14 protein-coding genes and 1 pseudogene are annotated in these 14712 nt (G+C 69.7%); 4 read left to right on the forward strand and 11 right to left on the reverse strand.

Annotated features, from left to right (window positions below):
- Nucleotides 1-86: 86 nt before the first annotated feature.
- From VIR15_RS06520 to pafA, 3 genes are all read right to left on the reverse strand, one after another.
- The gene (locus VIR15_RS06520; protein ID WP_331926664.1) at nucleotides 87-473 is read right to left on the reverse strand and encodes an FKBP-type peptidyl-prolyl cis-trans isomerase; all 387 of its coding nucleotides are present in this window, start codon (nucleotides 471-473) and stop codon (nucleotides 87-89) included.
- Nucleotides 474-562: 89 nt separating this feature from the next.
- On the reverse strand, nucleotides 563-1432 hold the full coding sequence (locus VIR15_RS06525) for an FKBP-type peptidyl-prolyl cis-trans isomerase (protein ID WP_331926665.1): 870 nt from the start codon (nucleotides 1430-1432) through the stop codon (nucleotides 563-565).
- A gap of 276 nt (nucleotides 1433-1708) precedes the next feature.
- Nucleotides 1709-3100: a Pup--protein ligase gene (gene pafA, locus VIR15_RS06530; protein ID WP_331926666.1), complete on the reverse strand. Its 1392-nt coding sequence runs from the start codon at nucleotides 3098-3100 to the stop codon at nucleotides 1709-1711.
- An 81-nt stretch (nucleotides 3101-3181) separates the two neighbouring features.
- On the opposite strand from pafA, the gene VIR15_RS06535 reads away from it, so the two are divergent.
- Both VIR15_RS06535 and VIR15_RS06540 read left to right on the forward strand, forming a co-directional pair.
- Nucleotides 3182-4207: an NAD-dependent epimerase/dehydratase family protein gene (locus tag VIR15_RS06535; protein ID WP_331926667.1), complete on the forward strand. Its 1026-nt coding sequence runs from the start codon at nucleotides 3182-3184 to the stop codon at nucleotides 4205-4207.
- A 93-nt stretch (nucleotides 4208-4300) separates the two neighbouring features.
- On the forward strand, nucleotides 4301-5443 hold the full coding sequence (locus VIR15_RS06540; RefSeq protein ID WP_331926668.1) for a coiled-coil domain-containing protein: 1143 nt from the start codon (nucleotides 4301-4303) through the stop codon (nucleotides 5441-5443).
- An 85-nt stretch (nucleotides 5444-5528) separates the two neighbouring features.
- Here the strand turns inward: VIR15_RS06540 and prcA are convergent, their stop codons facing one another.
- The 4 genes from prcA to dop all read right to left on the reverse strand — a co-directional run bounded on the left by prcA (nucleotide 5529) and on the right by dop (nucleotide 9100).
- Nucleotides 5529-6398: a proteasome subunit alpha gene (gene prcA, locus VIR15_RS06545; RefSeq protein WP_331926669.1), complete on the reverse strand. Its 870-nt coding sequence runs from the start codon at nucleotides 6396-6398 to the stop codon at nucleotides 5529-5531.
- Entirely contained in the window at nucleotides 6395-7228 is an 834-nt protein-coding gene (gene prcB, locus VIR15_RS06550; RefSeq protein WP_331926670.1) for a proteasome subunit beta, read from the reverse strand. Before prcB ends, prcA begins: the two co-directional genes overlap by 4 nt.
- Complete coding sequence (locus VIR15_RS06555; RefSeq protein WP_324144775.1) at nucleotides 7225-7431, reverse strand: ubiquitin-like protein Pup; 207 nt, start codon at nucleotides 7429-7431, stop codon at nucleotides 7225-7227. Before VIR15_RS06555 ends, prcB begins: the two co-directional genes overlap by 4 nt.
- A 148-nt stretch (nucleotides 7432-7579) precedes the next feature.
- Nucleotides 7580-9100: a depupylase/deamidase Dop gene (gene dop, locus VIR15_RS06560; protein ID WP_331926671.1), complete on the reverse strand. Its 1521-nt coding sequence runs from the start codon at nucleotides 9098-9100 to the stop codon at nucleotides 7580-7582.
- Between the two features lie 88 nt (nucleotides 9101-9188).
- Here dop and VIR15_RS06565 point away from each other — a divergent pair, with 88 nt between their 5' ends.
- Both VIR15_RS06565 and VIR15_RS06570 read left to right on the forward strand, forming a co-directional pair.
- Nucleotides 9189-10178, forward strand: coding sequence for a ribose-phosphate diphosphokinase (locus VIR15_RS06565; protein WP_331926672.1), 990 nt, complete (start codon nucleotides 9189-9191; stop codon nucleotides 10176-10178).
- Complete coding sequence (locus VIR15_RS06570) at nucleotides 10175-10564, forward strand: DUF3054 domain-containing protein (protein ID WP_331926673.1); 390 nt, start codon at nucleotides 10175-10177, stop codon at nucleotides 10562-10564. Before VIR15_RS06565 ends, VIR15_RS06570 begins: the two co-directional genes overlap by 4 nt.
- A gap of 98 nt (nucleotides 10565-10662) precedes the next feature.
- On the opposite strand, the gene arc is transcribed toward VIR15_RS06570, so the two are convergent.
- The 4 genes and pseudogenes from arc to VIR15_RS06590 all read right to left on the reverse strand — a co-directional run.
- Nucleotides 10663-12411 carry a proteasome ATPase gene (arc, locus tag VIR15_RS06575; protein WP_414654931.1) on the reverse strand — a complete coding sequence of 583 codons (1749 nt, stop codon included), beginning with the start codon at nucleotides 12409-12411 and terminating at the stop codon, nucleotides 10663-10665.
- Nucleotides 12412-12580: 169 nt separating this feature from the next.
- On the reverse strand, nucleotides 12581-13693 hold the full coding sequence (locus VIR15_RS06580) for a tRNA (adenine-N1)-methyltransferase (RefSeq protein WP_331926675.1): 1113 nt from the start codon (nucleotides 13691-13693) through the stop codon (nucleotides 12581-12583).
- A gap of 11 nt (nucleotides 13694-13704) precedes the next feature.
- Entirely contained in the window at nucleotides 13705-14130 is a 426-nt protein-coding gene (locus tag VIR15_RS06585; RefSeq protein WP_331926676.1) for a single-stranded DNA-binding protein, read from the reverse strand.
- Between the two features lie 161 nt (nucleotides 14131-14291).
- Nucleotides 14292-14712: pseudogene (locus tag VIR15_RS06590) on the reverse strand (site-2 protease family protein); the annotation flags it as partial.

The following is a 14712-nucleotide window of genomic DNA, read 5'->3' on the forward strand; positions in this document are numbered from 1 at the left end:
CTCACCCCGGCTGCAGCCGGGGTGAGCAGTCGTTTAGCGGGTGTGTTGCGGGTGAAGCGGGTGAAGCGAGGTCAAGTGGCGGTGGGTCAGCGCACCTCGTCGAGGTCCACCACGAAGATGAGCGTCTCCCCCGGCGCGATGGCCGAGCCCGCTCCACGGTCGCCATAGGCCAGGTGCGCCGGAATGGTCAGCTTGCGTCGTCCGCCGACCTTCATGCCTTGGATGCCCTTGTCCCAGCCGGGGATGACCATGCCGACACCGAGCCGGAAGTCGAGCGGCGCACCACGGTTCCATGATGAGTCGAACTCCTCGCCGGTCGAGTGCGCGACCCCGACGTAGTGAGCGCTCACCGTGTCCCCGGCCTTGGCCTCACGACCGTCGCCCTCGATGAGGTCCTGGATGACCAGGTCGGCGGGAGTTTCACCCTCGGGGAAGTCGATCTCCGGCTTGGTGCGTTCTGGGTCAAGTGCCATCGGGATTCCCTTCGTCGAAGCGTGCCGGACGGCACGTCTCCAGTCTGTCAGCAGCGATTGGCTTCGGCGGGCGACGCCCAAGCGGTCCCTCAGTACGCGTCGAGGATGTCCACGACGAAGACGAGCGTGTCCGTGCCGCTGATGCCGCCCTGCGGGTTGCCCTGCTCGCCATAGCCGTCCTTGGGCGGAATGACGAGGAGCACGCGGCTGCCGACCTTCTTGCCGACGAGCGTGCTGTCCCACCCGGGAATGACCGCGCCGGCACCGATCGGGAAGTCGGCTGCCGCCCCGCGCTGCCACGAGGAGTCGAAGACCTTGCCGTCCTTCCACAGGACGCCGTGGTACTGGGCGGCGATGAACTGGTTCGCCTTGACGACCGGGCCATCACCCTCGATGAGGGTGGCCTGCTTCGTTTCGGTCGGGGCGTCTCCCTTGGGGATCGTCACCTTCGGCGCCTTGGCGTTGCCATCGGGGAACTCGACCGTCGGGAAGCCGGCCGGGCTCGGTTTGCCCTCGCCCTCCAGCGCGGTGAGTCCCTTGTGCACGTCGGCCACGTCTGCGATGACGACGATGGTGTCGGTCGGTGCGACGCCCAGCTGCGCATTGCCGCTGTCGCCGAAGCCCTTGGCGGGCGGGATCGTGAAGGCGACCCGTCCCCCCTTCTGCGCCCCGACGAGGCCCTCGGTGAAGCCGGCGATGACGTCGGTGCGCCCGAGCCGGTAGCCCTCCGCGGGGCGAGCCTTCGCGTAGCCGTCGTCGAGCAGCCGGCCTGATGTGCCGTTGTAGATCTGGGTCTTGATCCGGACCGTGTGCTCCTTCGTCGCTGCAGGACCGCTGCCGGGAACCAGGACCTTGCGTTGGACCGAGGAGGTCGAGATCGGCAATGAGCCGAGGTCGACCTTGGGTGCGGTCTTCAGGTCGACCGGACCGGAAACGGTGAGACCGGCCAGCGCCTTCACATCGTCAGCCGGTGCAGGCGCCGACGTCGCCGTGGATCCTCCGTTGACACTCGTCCCCGTGGGCGAGGGTCCGCTGGGCCCGGCCTGCCCACATGCAGACAGGACGGACAAGCCGAGGACGGCGACGGCGGCCGTCGCGGCTGATCGAATTCGCACAGGAACGCTTTCGGGTCGTGGAGAGGGACACAGGTCGCCCGCCGGAGGGCGGGCCCCGGTCACTGTAACCCCAGATCTTGTGACCATCGTCCGCGACGGGGCGCCAGCCCTGTCGACGGCTCAGAGCGATCGGGGTACCGCCGGCGATCGGGAGATCGTGTCCATGAGGCGCTCGACGCGCTCGTCGACGGCGCGGAACGGGTCCTTGCACAGGACCGTGCGCTGCGCCTGGTCATTGAGCTTGAGGTGCACCCAGTCGACGGTGAAGTCGCGGCCGTGGGCCTGGGCCGCGCGGATGAAATCGCCCCGCAGCTTTGCCCTGGTCGTCTGCGGCGGACGGACCTTGGCCCGGAAGACCTCGATGTCGGAGGCGACTCGGGCGGCGTGGCCGCGCTTCTGCAGGAGGTAGAACAGGCCGCGGGACCGGTTGATGTCGTGGTACGCCAAGTCCAGCTGGAGGATCCTGGGATCCGAGAGGGCGAGTCCATACCGGGCGCGGTACCGCTCGATGAGCCGCAGCTTGATGACCCAGTCGATCTCGGTACCGATCGCGTCGAGGTCGCCGGAGCCGATCGCGTCGAGGGCACGCCCCCACAGGTCGATGACCTGCTTGGTGTCCGGTGAGGGCATTCCCTCGCGGTCCACGAAGTCGGACGCCTTCTCGAAGTACTCGCGCTGCATGTCCAGCGCGGAGAGCTCACGTCCGTTGGCGAGACGCACCGTCGCCCGCCCCGTGGGGTCGTGGCTCATCGTCCGGATCGCCCTGATCGGGTTCTCCAGGGCCAGATCCCGCATCACGACGCCGTGCTCGATGAGGCGCAGGACGAGGTCCGCGGAGCCGACCTTGAGCAGGCTGGTCGTCTCGGACATGTTCGAATCGCCGACGATGACGTGAAGGCGGCGGTAACGCTCGGCGTCCGCGTGCGGCTCATCCCTGGTGTTGATGATCGGGCGGGAGCGCGTCGTGGCGGACGACACGCCCTCCCAGATGTGGTCGGCGCGCTGGCTCACGGCGAAGCTGGCGCCGTGCGCGGTGGCGACGACCTTGCCTGCGCCACTGGTGATCTGGCGACTGATGAGGAACGGGATGAACATGTCCGACACCCGCTGGAAGTCGCTGGTGCGGCCGTAGAGGTAGTTCTCGTGACAGCCGTAGGAGTTGCCTGCGGAGTCCGTGTTGTTCTTGAAGACGAAGATCTCGCCCTCGACGCCGTCGTCACGCAAACGGGCCTGCGCATCCTCGACGAGCCCCTCGAGGATCCGCTCCCCCGCCTTGTCCTGGATGACGAGCTCGCGGACCGAGTCGCACTCAGCCGTTGCGTACTCGGGGTGGGACCCGACATCGAGGTAGAGGCGCGCGCCATTGCCGAGGAAGACGTTGCTCGAGCGGCCCCACGCGACGACCCGCCGGAACAGATAGCGCGCGACCTCGTCGGGAGTGAGCCTGCGCTGGCCCTGCGTCGTGCAGGTGACGCCGTACTCGTTCTCGATCCCGAAGATCCGCCGCTCCATGCACCAACTCTAAGCACCGTTCTCTATGCCGCGGGCGAAGGAAGGTGACGACGGCATGGTGGCCGTGCTCTGCTGGGCCACATGGCTTCCATCCTCGTCCTCGGCGGAACCAGCTGGCTCGGCGGCACAGTCGCTGCCCATGCCGTAGCCCTCGGGCACCACGTGACCTGCCTCGCGCGGGGTGAGTCGGGTCAGGTGGCCCAGGGAGCCGGGTTCGTCCGTGCGGACCGCGCGGACCCGGCCGCCTACGAGGCGCTGCCGGCCCGGGACTCGTGGGACCTCGTCGTCGACGTCGCTCGGCAACCCGGTCACGTGCGCGGCGCGGTTGCGGCCCTCGCCGAGCGCTCCGCGCACTGGGCCTTCGTCAGCTCGTGCTCGGTCTATGCCAGGCATGACGAGCCGGGGGCGGATGAATCTGCGGCGCTCCTTCCCGCGCTGGAGTCCGACGAGGCCACGCCGGAGCAGTATGGCGAAGGCAAGGTTGCTTGCGAGCAGGCCGTCCTCGAGGCGCGTGGCAGCAGCGCGCTGATCGCACGGAGTGGACTCATCGTCGGTGGCGGCGACCCGTCCGACCGATTCGGCTACTGGCCGGGGCGCTTCGCGCAGGCGGCGGAGGACGGTAGGGCCGTGCTCGTGCCGGACTGCCCTGATCAGCGGGTCCAGTGGGTCGACGTCGTGGACCTGGCGGCGTGGGTGGTGTCCGCGGGGCTGTCAGGGACGACTGGGGTGCACAACGCGGTCGGTCCCGCCGTGACGTTCCAGCACGTCCTCGACACGGCGGCTCGGGTGGCGGGCTTCGCAGGCGAGGTCGTCACGGCGGATGGCGATACCCTCGCCCGGCTGGAGGTCGAGGAGTTCATGGGCCCGCGGTCACTTCCCCTGTGGCTGCGCGACCCCGAGTGGCAAGCCTTCATGGACCGCAGCGGGGCGGCCGCCGCGCGGGCCGGGCTCGCCTGCCGCCCCCTCGAGGACACCATGGCGGACTCACTGGCGTGGGAGCGGAACCTCGGGACCGCTCGCAAGCGGTCGAAGGCCGGGCTGGACCGGGTCGACGAGCTCGCGGTGATCGAGTCGCTGGCAAGACAGGGCCCTTCGATACCCGATTGAGGCTGGACCCCTCTGTCTCGATTTGGTGGGGCCTGTAACAATGGGCCCGCCCCCCTTCCTACGCACACCTCCACATCACTCCTTTGGATGGCCATGATCGACAGACCAAACTTCAAGTTCTCACGCCGCGGTTACGAGCCGGAGGAGGTCGATTCGTTCATCGAATCGCAGAACCGGACCCTCCAGGCCGCGAAGAAGGACGCCTCCGAGCGCAGCGTCGAGCTGACCAAGCTCAATGCCCAGCTCGCCGACCTGCGCGGCCAGCTGGGTCAGCAGACCCGTGCGATGGCCGACCTCAAGAAGTCAGCACCCTCGCAAGCGCAGACCTACACCGAGCTCGGCGAGCGCGTCGGCCAGATTCTGACCCTCGCCGACGCCGAGGCCGCCGAGATGCGCAACCGGGCCGCAGTCGAGGCAGAGCACATCCGCGAGCGGGCCAACAACGCTGCAGCCGAGCTCAAGGCGACCACGAGCGCCTACGCGGAGCAGGCAAAGGTCCGGGCCGAGGAGGAGGCGCAGCGCGTCATCGCCCAGGCGAACCGTGAGGGACAGGCGATCATCGCCGAGGCACAGAGTGTCGCCTCGGCCCAGCGGCAGGAGTCCCAGGCCGAGTACGAGGCTCACCGGGCCAAGGCCGGCGCCGCGACCGCAGAGCTCGAGACGACTCTGGCCAACCGGCGCGAGCAGGCCGACAAGGAGTTCGAGACCCGTCGTGCCGCCCTCGAGGCGACGCTGGCGGAGGCCGAGCGCCGGGCTCGGGAGCTGCGCGAGCGCTCGGAGAAGGACGCGGCCGAGCTGCGTGCCCGCGCACAGGCGATCCTCAACGGCTCCCAGTCCCAGGCCGACCTCATCATTGCCGAGGCCCGCGACCACGCAGCGCGGGTGCGCGAGGAGTCCGAGCGCGAGCTGGCCGCCTCGACCGCGCAGCGCGATGCCATCACCTCGCAGCTGGCCAACGTCCGCCAGATGCTCGCCACCCTTGGCGGCGGTGCTGCCGACGCGCTCTCCGCCCAGCCGCAGCCGCAGCCGGCTGCCGAGCCGCAGCACGGAGAACGGCAACCGTCGGCATCGGAGCAGTCTGCGTCCCAGCAGGCCGCTGCGATCGACCCGGCAGCGTCCGACACGACCATCGTGATGCAGGCGATCCCGACCAACGGGAATGACCGCTCCGGCTCGTCACACGACGGCCGCACCGCCGAGGGCACGTCCTCGAAGGAGCCCGTGCGGACCAACTGATGGTTCCTTGACCAGCATGACGATGCCGCCCGGCCCCAATGGGCCGGGCGGCATCGTCATGCTGGTCGTACGGGCGAACCGCCGGTCAGGTCGGTTGCGTCGGCCCGTCGTCGCGTCCTTGCCCGTCGTGAGGCGGACCGGCGTCGTGGGGTCCGGCCTGGGCGTCGCCCGGCTTGGGAGCCTCGCCGTTCGACTCGCCGCTCAGCACCTCCGGGTGGCCGGGGTGCGCTTCGTCCACGGGTGCGTCCGCGATGGGGTCCTCGGTACTGAGCAACCGGCCGAGCAGCCCTCCGAGGACGCGGCGGAAGGTCCGTCGGGGGCGCTCCCGGTCGAGGACGGCGACCTCGAGCTGGTCCGGGCCCAGCTCGCGGGGCTCGCCGCCCTCGGGAGCGATGGCCAGCACGTCGACCGCGAGGCGGAGCGCCTCACCCAAGCTGAGGCCGGGGCGCCAGCGCTCGGCTAGGGCCGCCTCGGCCTGCTCGCTCGCTCCACCCATGGCGACGAAACCGCGCTCGTCGGCGACCGAGCCGTCGTACGTGAGGCGGAAGATCTGGTCGTCGTCGGGTGTTTGGCCGACCTCGGCGACGACGATCTCGATCTCGAAGGGCTTCGACTCCTGGGTGAAGACCGCACCCAGCGTTTGCGCGTACGTGTTGGCCAAGGCGCGCGCCGTCACGTCGGTGCGGTCGTAGGAGTAGCCGCGCAGGTCGGCGTAGCGGATCCCGGCGACGCGCAGGGACTCGAACTCGTTGTAGCGCCCGACGGCGGCAAAGGCGATCCGGTCGTAGATCTCCGAGACCTTGTGCAGCGCCCGGGACGGATTCTCCGCGACGAAGGCGATGCCCTTGTCGTAGTCCAGCACCACGACAGAGCGGCCGCGCGCGATGCCCTTGCGCGCGAAATCCGCGCGGTCCTTCATCACCTGCTCGGGCGGGACGTAGAACGGCATGGTCATCGGGCACCTCCGGGGTTGCCGCGGCGGGACTCGACGATGGCGGCCACGTGGCTCTCGAGGATGTCCTCCGGCACGAAGCGGGCACCCGACCGGTCGACGACAGCCACGGTCGGCCAGATCTGCCTGCCGAGGTCCGGACCGCCGGTGGCCGAGTCGTCGTCGGCCGCGTCGTAGAGCGCCTCGAGCGCCACGCCGACCGCGGCCTCCTCACTCAAACCCGGGCGCCACAGCTTCTTGAGCGCGCCCCGGGCGAACACCGAGCCGGATCCGCTCGAGTGGTGGCCGCCCTCGAGGTAGCAGCCGCCGGTCACGTCGTACGAGTAGATGCGGCCGGCACCGTCGTCGAGGTCGTAGCCGGCATAGGTCGGCACGACGGTGAGGCCCTGCATCGCCAGGGCGAGGTTGCCCCGGATCATGGAGGCGAGCCGGTTCGCCTTGCCCTCGAGGGACATGATGGCGCCCTCGATCTTCTCGTAGTGTTCGAGCTCGACCTGGTAGAGCCGGATCAGCTCGACGGCTATCCCGGCGGTCCCGGCGATGCCGACGACGCTGTAGCCGTCAGCCGCGAAGACCTTCTCCATGTCGCGGTTCGCGATGAAGTTGCCCATGGTCGCCCGGCGGTCGCCCGCCATGATGACGCCGTCCCCGTACAGGAGGGAGACGATCGTGGTGCCGTGCGGAGCCTCAATGCTCGCACCGACGGGAAGGGGGCGTCCGGAGGGCAGTAGCTCCGGTCGGTACCCGGCCACGAACTCGGTGAACGACGACGAGCCGCTCGCGAGGAACGCGTCGTCGAGTCTGGGCGCCCGCGAGCTGGGTCCGCCGGTCACTGGCCGCCCTTCTGGACGAAGCCTCGGACGAACTCCTCGGCGTTCGACTCGAGGACTCCGTCGATCTCGTCCAGGACGCTGTCGATGTCGTCGTCCAGGTTCTCCTTGACGGCCGCTCCGGACGGGGTCGGGGGTGGGGTGTCGGGGGCCTCCGGCGGCTCCTCGTCCCTGCGCTGCGGTCGGGCGTGCTCCTGGCCGGCCATGACTACCTCCAAAAACGCGAATCACGTGTACCTCGACCCTAACCCGTCACGCCGTTCGCTGCGTCGAGGTTTCACGCTGCGGCGCCTGCGCGCGTCGCGCCGGGCCAGACCTGCATTACCCCGGGATCACGCTGGGATTGATCCGGGATCAATCTGGAGCGGCCAGTGCCCGGAGGAGCGACTCGACGTCATCGCTCTGGTCGAGGAGCGGCCCCACCTGCTCCCTGGTGCCCCGCTCCGGCTCGAGGATCGGGACGCGCTGGAGGTTCGGTCGCCCCGGCACGTCGAAGACGACCGAGTCCCAGCTCGCCGAGAACACCTGCGGCGTGAACCGGCTGACGCAGGTCCCGCGGAACCAGGCCCTGGTGTCCTCCGGTGGCGCCGACTGTGCGGCGCGGATCTCCTCAGCGGTGGTCAGCTCGACGAGCCGCCCGCGGTCCCGGAGCCGATGGACCAAGCCCTTCTCGGGGCGCACGTCGGCCCACTGGATGTCGATCGCCGCCAGCCGGTGGTCGTCCCACTCCAGTCCGTCGCGGGATCGGTACCCCTCGAGGAGCTGCAGCTTGGCGACCCAGTCGACAAGGCCGCTCGCCGCCATGACGTCGCGGCCGAGCCGGGTCAGCACGTCCTCCCAGTAGCCCATGACCTCCTTAGTCGCCTCCGGCACGGGGTCATCGGCACGTCCGTCGAGCCACGCGCGGGCCGCCTCGAGATAGAGCCACTGGACGTCGAGGGCGGTCATCGTGCGCCCGTCCTGGAGCTCGACAGACGTGCGGAGGGTGGGGTCGTGTGAGATGGCCTGCAGCGCGGCCACCGGTCGACGGATCGACCAGTCCTCACGCAGGTGCCCGTCCTCGATCATGCCGAGGACGAGCGAGGTGGTCCCGACCTTGAGCAGGTTCGCGACATCGAGGTGGTTGGCGTCGCCGATGATGACGTGCAGCCGGCGGTAGCGGTCCGCCACCGCGTGCGGCTCGTCGCGCGTGTTGATGATCGGGCGCTTCAGGGTGGTCTCGAGCCCGACTTCCGTCTCGAAGAAGTCGGCGCGTTGCGAGAGCTGGTAGCCAGCCCCTCGCGAGTCCACCCCGATCCCGACCCGCCCGGCGCCGACCACGACCTGCCGGGTCACGAAGAACGGGATGAGGTGCCGGACGATGTCGGGGAACGGCGTCCGGCGCGGCATCAGGTAGTTCTCGTGCGTCCCGTAGGACTGGCCCTTCCCGTCGGTGTTGTTCTTGTAGAGGTTGACGGGGGCCTGCCTCGGACGGGAGGCGAGCAGTCGCACCGACTCGAGCGCGATGGCGTCCCCCGCGCGGTCCCAGCGGATGGCGGCTCGGGGCACCGTGACCTCAGGCGAGCTGTACTCGGGGTGTGCGTGGTCGACGTAGTAGCGGGCGCCGTTGGGCAGGACGACGTTGGCCAGCGTGGGATCCTCGATGTCGGTCAGCTGGCTCGGGTCGGCGGTGTCCCGGTCGACATGCCACCCGCGGGCGTCCTGGAGGGGGTCTTCGAAGGCGTAGTCCCAGCTCGACTGGTTCGAGCGCACGCCGTGGGCTGCCGCGTAGACGCTGACGACCTGCCCGGAGAGGAACATCGGGTTGGCCAGCGGGTCGCCCGGCACGGAGATGCCGAACTCCGTCTCGAGCCCCATGATCCGCCGAACCGTCATGGTCGAGACCCTAACCACATGGGGCGGGACGTGAGCCACGAGGTCGACTATCGTCGACAGTGACGCGAACCTCGAGAGGGGATCACCCGTGAAAGATGTGGTCGTCTTCAGCGGCTCTGCCCACCCAGCCCTCGCCGACCGGATCTGCGCGCATCTGGGTGTCACTCGGTCCCCCGTCGACATCAAGCGCTTCGCCAACGACTGCCTCCAGGCGCAGCTCCTCGAGAACTGCCGGCTCCGCGACGTCTACATCGTCCAACCCCTCGTGCCCCCGACGCAGGAGCACCTGATGGAGCTGCTCCTCATGATCGACGCGGCTCGGGGCGCGTCGGCGGCGCAGATCACGGCAGTGATGCCGCACTACGCCTACGCACGGTCCGACAAGAAGGACGCCTCCCGGATCTCGCTCGGGGGGCGTCTCGTGGCCGACATGATCGGCACCGCCGGGGCCCATCGAGTCCTGACCATGGCGCTGCACGCGCCGCAGGTCCACGGCTTCTTCTCCATGCCGGTCGACCACCTGACGGCCATCGGCGTCCTCGCCGACCACTTCCGTGGATCCAACCTCGCGAACTGCATCGTGGTCAGCCCGGACCTCGGCAACGCCAAGGTCGCGACCCAGTTTGCCCGGCTGCTCGGACTGCCCGTGGCTGCGGGGTCGAAGCGGCGGATCTCCGATGACCAGGTCGTCGTCGACTCCATCGTCGGGGACGTCGCGGGACGCCGGGTCATCATCCTCGACGACGAGATCGCCACCGGGGGCTCGATGGTCGAGCTGATGGACCGCCTCCGCGACGCGGGCGCGACGGAGGCCACCATCGTGTGCACCCACGGGCTCTTCGCGGGCCGGGCGGTCGAGCGCCTCCGCGGGCATCCCTTCGTCACGGAAGTGGTGACCACCGACACCGTCCCGGCACCATCGGGCTGGCCGGAGCTGCGGGTCCGTTCCGTGTCGGAGCTCTTCGCCGAGGCGATCGACCGGATCCACCATGGCCGCTCCGTGTCCTCGCTCTTCGAGGGCGTGGACCCCACCTACGCTCCCCCACAGGCCAGGCTGCCCTTCGAGACGATGGCATGACCCGGCGTGCGCCCCTCTGGCGCAACCCCGCCGTCGCCTTCGTCACCGACGTGGTTCTCGTCGTCGCCTTCGCGGCCATCGGCAGGTCCTCGCACGCCGAGAGCCTCACCCTCGCCGGAGTCCTCGCCACCGCGAGCCCCTTCCTCGTGGGCACGGCGATCGGGTGGCTCGTGGTCCGCAGCCGCCGAGGCTCGTGGCCGCTCGACGTGGGCCCGGGCATCACCGTCTGGTTCTCGACCGTGCTGATCGGGATGCTGCTGCGCGTGATCGTGCTCCGCAGCTTCGCCTGGCCCTTCCTCGCCGTGGCCACGGGGGTGCTCGCGGTGCTGCTCATCGGGTGGCGCGTGCTCGCGAGCCGGGTGGGCACCCGCTCAGCGCGACCCTGAATGCGAGCTCAGCGGCATACGACGTGATTCTTCCGTATGCCGCTGGGCTGGCTTTTCGTCGTGAGCTGCCTTGGGTGCCAAGGGAGCTCACGACGGGCTCAAAGGTATTGACCAGTGTTGGCCGTGGCGATGGACCGGCCGGGCTCCGTGCCGTCCTTGCCCTTGATGAGCGTGCGGATGTAGACGATCCGCTCGCCCTTCTTGCCGCTGATGCGGGCCCAGTCGTCCGGGTTGGTCGTGTTGGGCAGGTCCTCGTTCTCCTTGAACTCGTCGACGCAGCTGGCGAGGATGTGCTCGACCCGGATGCCCTTCTGGCCCGTCGTGAGGAAGTCCTTGATCGCCAGCTTCTTGGCCCGGTCGACGATGTTCTGGATCATCGCGCCGGAGTTGAAGTCCTTGAAGTAGAGGATCTCCTTGTCGCCACCCTGGTAGGTCACCTCGAGGAAACGGTTGTCCTCCATCTCTGAGTACATCCGCTCCACGGCCGCCGTGGTCATCGCCTCCACCGTCGCGTCCCGGTCCCCGCCGTGGATGGCAAGGTCGTGCTGGTGAAGTGGAAGCGAGGCGGTGAGGTACTTGCTGAAGATGTCGCGGGCGCTCTCGGCGTCGGGTCGCTCGATCTTGATCTTCGCGTCGAGACGGCCCGGTCGCAGGATCGCGGGGTCGATCATGTCCTCGCGGTTCGAGGCGCCGATGACGATGACGTTCTCGAGGCGCTCGACCCCGTCGATCTCGGCCAGCAGCTGGGGCACGATTGTCGTCTCGACATCGCTCGAGATGCCGGACCCGCGGGTGCGGAAGAGCGAGTCCATCTCGTCGAAGAAGACGACGACTGGGGTCCCCTCGGACGCCTTCTCCCGCGCGCGCTGGAAGATCAAGCGGATGTGCCGCTCCGTCTCGCCGACATACTTGTTGAGCAGCTCCGGCCCCTTGATGTTGAGGAAGTAGCCCTTGCCGGTCTCACGGCCGGAGCGCTCGGCCACCTGCTTGGCCAGCGAAGCGGCCACGGCCTTGGCGATGAGGGTCTTCCCGCACCCGGGCGGCCCGTAGAGCAGCACGCCCTTGGGTGGCTTGAGGGCATGCTCCCTGAAGAGCTCGGGGTGCAGGAACGGCAGCTCGACCGCGTCGCGGATCTGCTCGATCTGGCCGGCGAGCCCGCCGATGTCCTCGTAGCCGACGTCGGGGACCTCCTCGAGGACGAGCTCCTCGACCTCGAGCTTGGGGATGAGCTCGTGGACGAAGTTGGAACGCGGGTCGAGCGCGAGGGAGTCGCCGACGCGGATCCGCTCTCCCAGGAGGGGGGTGGCGATCCGGCAGACGCGCTCCTCGTCGCCGTGCGTCACGACGACGACGCGGTCATCGCCCAGCTTCTCCTTGACGGTGACGACCTCACCGACCCGCTCGTAGCCGTGCACGGAGACCACGTTGAGCGCCTCGTTGAGCATGACCTCACGCCCCAGGGCCAGCTCGGCTGCATCCACCGACGGGCTCACGGCGACTCGCATCTTGCGGCCCCCCGTCAGGATGTCGACCGAGCCCTCCTGGGGCTCGTCGAGGACCAGCCCGTAGGTGCTCGGCGGCTGCGCGAGCCGATCGACCTCCTTCTTGAGGTTGACGATCTGCTCCCGGGCCTCCTTGAGGGTGCGGACGAGGCGCTCGTTCTGCGTCGAGAGGGACTGGAGCGAGGTCTGCAGGTGGCTCAGGCGCGCCTCCAGCTCGCGGGTCTGCTGGGGCGTGGTCCTCGACGCGTCGCGCAGCGCGCGCACCTCGCTCCTCAGCGCCTCGAGCTCACGGTCCACCTGACCGGGACCGCCTCCGGCCGACGCGGCGCGTGCGGCGCCACCCATGGGGGTGATCGGCTCGGATCGCGGGCTCGTCTCCGCAGCCGATCCGAGATCTCCGAGCCCGCGGGCGCGGGCCTCCTCGTTCCAGCTCTCGTCGGTCATCGCGGGCCTCCTCGCGTGTCAGCACGACCCCACGAAGGGGCCGTGACAATTCGACCCTAACCCCGACGGGTCACAACTCGTCGGACCTTTCTGTCACCGAACGGCGAAGCCGTCGGATCCTCTTGTCGCTCTTCACCCGCTCCCCCAGCGCCTCTGGCGTCCAGGCTTCCGCGGGAATCTCGGTCGAGGGCGTCGACCCGGGCACCTGCGACGGGGCATTTTCCTCGTCGAGGCCCACGGACTCGTCGAAGCCGTTTGCCGGCCTGTCTCCCTTACCCTCGCTCGCCCCATAGGCACCCTTCGCCGGGCGACGCGTCCGCTCGGGCGGGACGACGCCTGGGGCGAGTCGTCGCGCGGTGACGAGGAAGCCGGTGTGTCCGTGCATACGGTGCTGGGGCCGCACGGCGAGGCCCTCGAGGTGCCAGCCCCTGACCAGCGACTCCCACGCGTTGGGCTCGGTGAACCCGCCGTGCGCTCGAATCCCCTCCGCGATCCGGCTCAGCTGCGTCGTCGTCGCCACATAGCAGATGAGCACTCCGCCGGGGATGAGGACGTCGGCCACGACGTCGAGGCACTCCCACGGTGCGAGCATGTCGAGCACCACCCGGTCGACCGAGGCGCTCTCGACCGTTCGCGGCAGCGCCTCCACGAGGTCGCCGACGGTGATGGTCCACGCGGGGTGGTCCCCGCCAAAGAACGCCCGGCCGTTGCCCCGCGCGATCTCGGCGAAGTCCTCCCGCCTCTCGAAGGACAGGACCTGACCCTGCTCGCCCACGGCGCGCAGGAGCGACATCGACAGGGCACCTGAGCCCACACCCGCTTCGACGACGGTGGCCCCCGGGAAGATGTCCGCCATCTGGACGATCTGGCCCGCATCCTTGGGGTAGACGACGGCGGCGCCACGGGGCATGGACATGACGTAGTCGCTGAGCAGCGGCCGCAGGGCGAGGTACTCGACGCCGGCCGTGTTCGTGACGACGGAGCCGTCCGGGGCGCCGATGAGGTCGTCGTGGCGCAGGTAGCCGCGGTGGGTGTGGAACTCACGGCCCGGCTCGAGGGTGATCGTGTGCAGACGGCCCTTGGGGTCGGTCAGCTGCACTCGCTCACCGACCTCGAAGGCGCCGCGCCGGTGGTGCGCGGTGGTGCGCTGCGGCGCGTGCGTGGGCCGGGCGGCGTGGGTCATGGGAGCACAGTCTAGGTGCCGGCACCCCGCTTCCTGCTCGGCCGCCGCACGGTCTGGGCCTCAACCTCGTAGCGGCTCTGGCGCCCACTCGGTGTCGCGAAGAAGCGCCGCCGCAGCGACCCCTCGATCTCGATGGTGACCCCGGCATCGAGCCGCAGCGCGGCGCGCCGCGTGCTCGCGCTCCAGCACACCACGTCGATGGTGTCGACCTGGCCGGACCGGGCCTCTCCCTCGGACGAGCCCGTTCTTCGGGCAGTGCGCGACCGCGGGACGATGATGCGCAGCGTGACGATGACGTCCCCGCTCGGCAGGGTCCGCTCCTCTGCCGGAGCGCTCAACCGGCCACAGAGACGGACCTCGTTGCGCACGTCGCCGGCTGCCCCGTCATCAGCCGTCGGCGTGGCTCTCGTCGGTGTGGTCGACGCGCCTCGTGACATCACTCCGCTCCCTTCGCGACCCGTCCTGCGCGGGCCTCGGCAGCAGCCTCCGGCATCAGTCGGCGACGCGGCTGGATCGCCGCCCTGCCTGTGGACAATCGCAATGGGTCCAGGGGGGTTGGGGACGAAGGGCCGCCAGCCAGGGCAATCGCGCTCGGGACTCAGCTCCGCCGTCGACGCGCGAGGGCGGCGCCGACGACCTCGTTGACCCGGTCCGCGGTGGCGATGCCGACGACCCGTCGCGTCGTCGCATCGATCACGACGATGACGGGCAGGTTGCGCTCGCTCATCTCGCGGACGAGATCCGTCAACACAGCGTCCGTGTCCAGAGACACCACCCACTCAGCCGGCTGGGAGGTGACGACCGCGCCGAGGGGTGTCGTGGCCCGCGCCCCGGCGGGAACCTCGGCTGCTGCGGCGGGGTCGAGGAGGCCGAACGGCCACCCGGCCTGGTCCGTGGCGACCAACCAGGCCGAGCCGGTGCCGGCCGGGGCCGCCAACCTGCCCACCTCGCCCAGCGTCGCCGTCGCCGGGAGCAGCAGCACCGGCTCGAGCACGTCACGCACGGGGCCGGCCGTCGCA

Origin of the sequence: Intrasporangium sp. (assembly GCF_036566125.1) — a bacterium.
Lineage (GTDB): Bacteria > Actinomycetota > Actinomycetes > Actinomycetales > Dermatophilaceae > Intrasporangium.

Bases quoted from the DNA above. Each gene is read 5' to 3' on its own strand.
- VIR15_RS06580 (WP_331926675.1), bottom strand. From the start codon at position 13,693: ATGACCCACGCCGCCCGGCCCACGCACGCGCCGCAGCGCACCACCGCG.
- VIR15_RS06585 (WP_331926676.1), bottom strand. From the start codon at position 14,130: ATGTCACGAGGCGCGTCGACCACACCGACGAGAGCCACGCCGACGGCT.
- pafA (WP_331926666.1), bottom strand. From the start codon at position 3,100: ATGGAGCGGCGGATCTTCGGGATCGAGAACGAGTACGGCGTCACCTGC.
- VIR15_RS06520 (WP_331926664.1), bottom strand. From the start codon at position 473: ATGGCACTTGACCCAGAACGCACCAAGCCGGAGATCGACTTCCCCGAG.
- VIR15_RS06535 (WP_331926667.1), top strand. From the start codon at position 3,182: ATGGCTTCCATCCTCGTCCTCGGCGGAACCAGCTGGCTCGGCGGCACA.
- VIR15_RS06555 (WP_324144775.1), bottom strand. From the start codon at position 7,431: ATGGCCGGCCAGGAGCACGCCCGACCGCAGCGCAGGGACGAGGAGCCG.
- prcA (WP_331926669.1), bottom strand. From the start codon at position 6,398: ATGACCATGCCGTTCTACGTCCCGCCCGAGCAGGTGATGAAGGACCGC.
- dop (WP_331926671.1), bottom strand. From the start codon at position 9,100: ATGACGGTTCGGCGGATCATGGGGCTCGAGACGGAGTTCGGCATCTCC.
- arc (WP_414654931.1), bottom strand. From the start codon at position 12,411: ATGGGTGGCGCCGCACGCGCCGCGTCGGCCGGAGGCGGTCCCGGTCAG.
- VIR15_RS06540 (WP_331926668.1), top strand. From the start codon at position 4,301: ATGATCGACAGACCAAACTTCAAGTTCTCACGCCGCGGTTACGAGCCG.
- VIR15_RS06570 (WP_331926673.1), top strand. From the start codon at position 10,175: ATGACCCGGCGTGCGCCCCTCTGGCGCAACCCCGCCGTCGCCTTCGTC.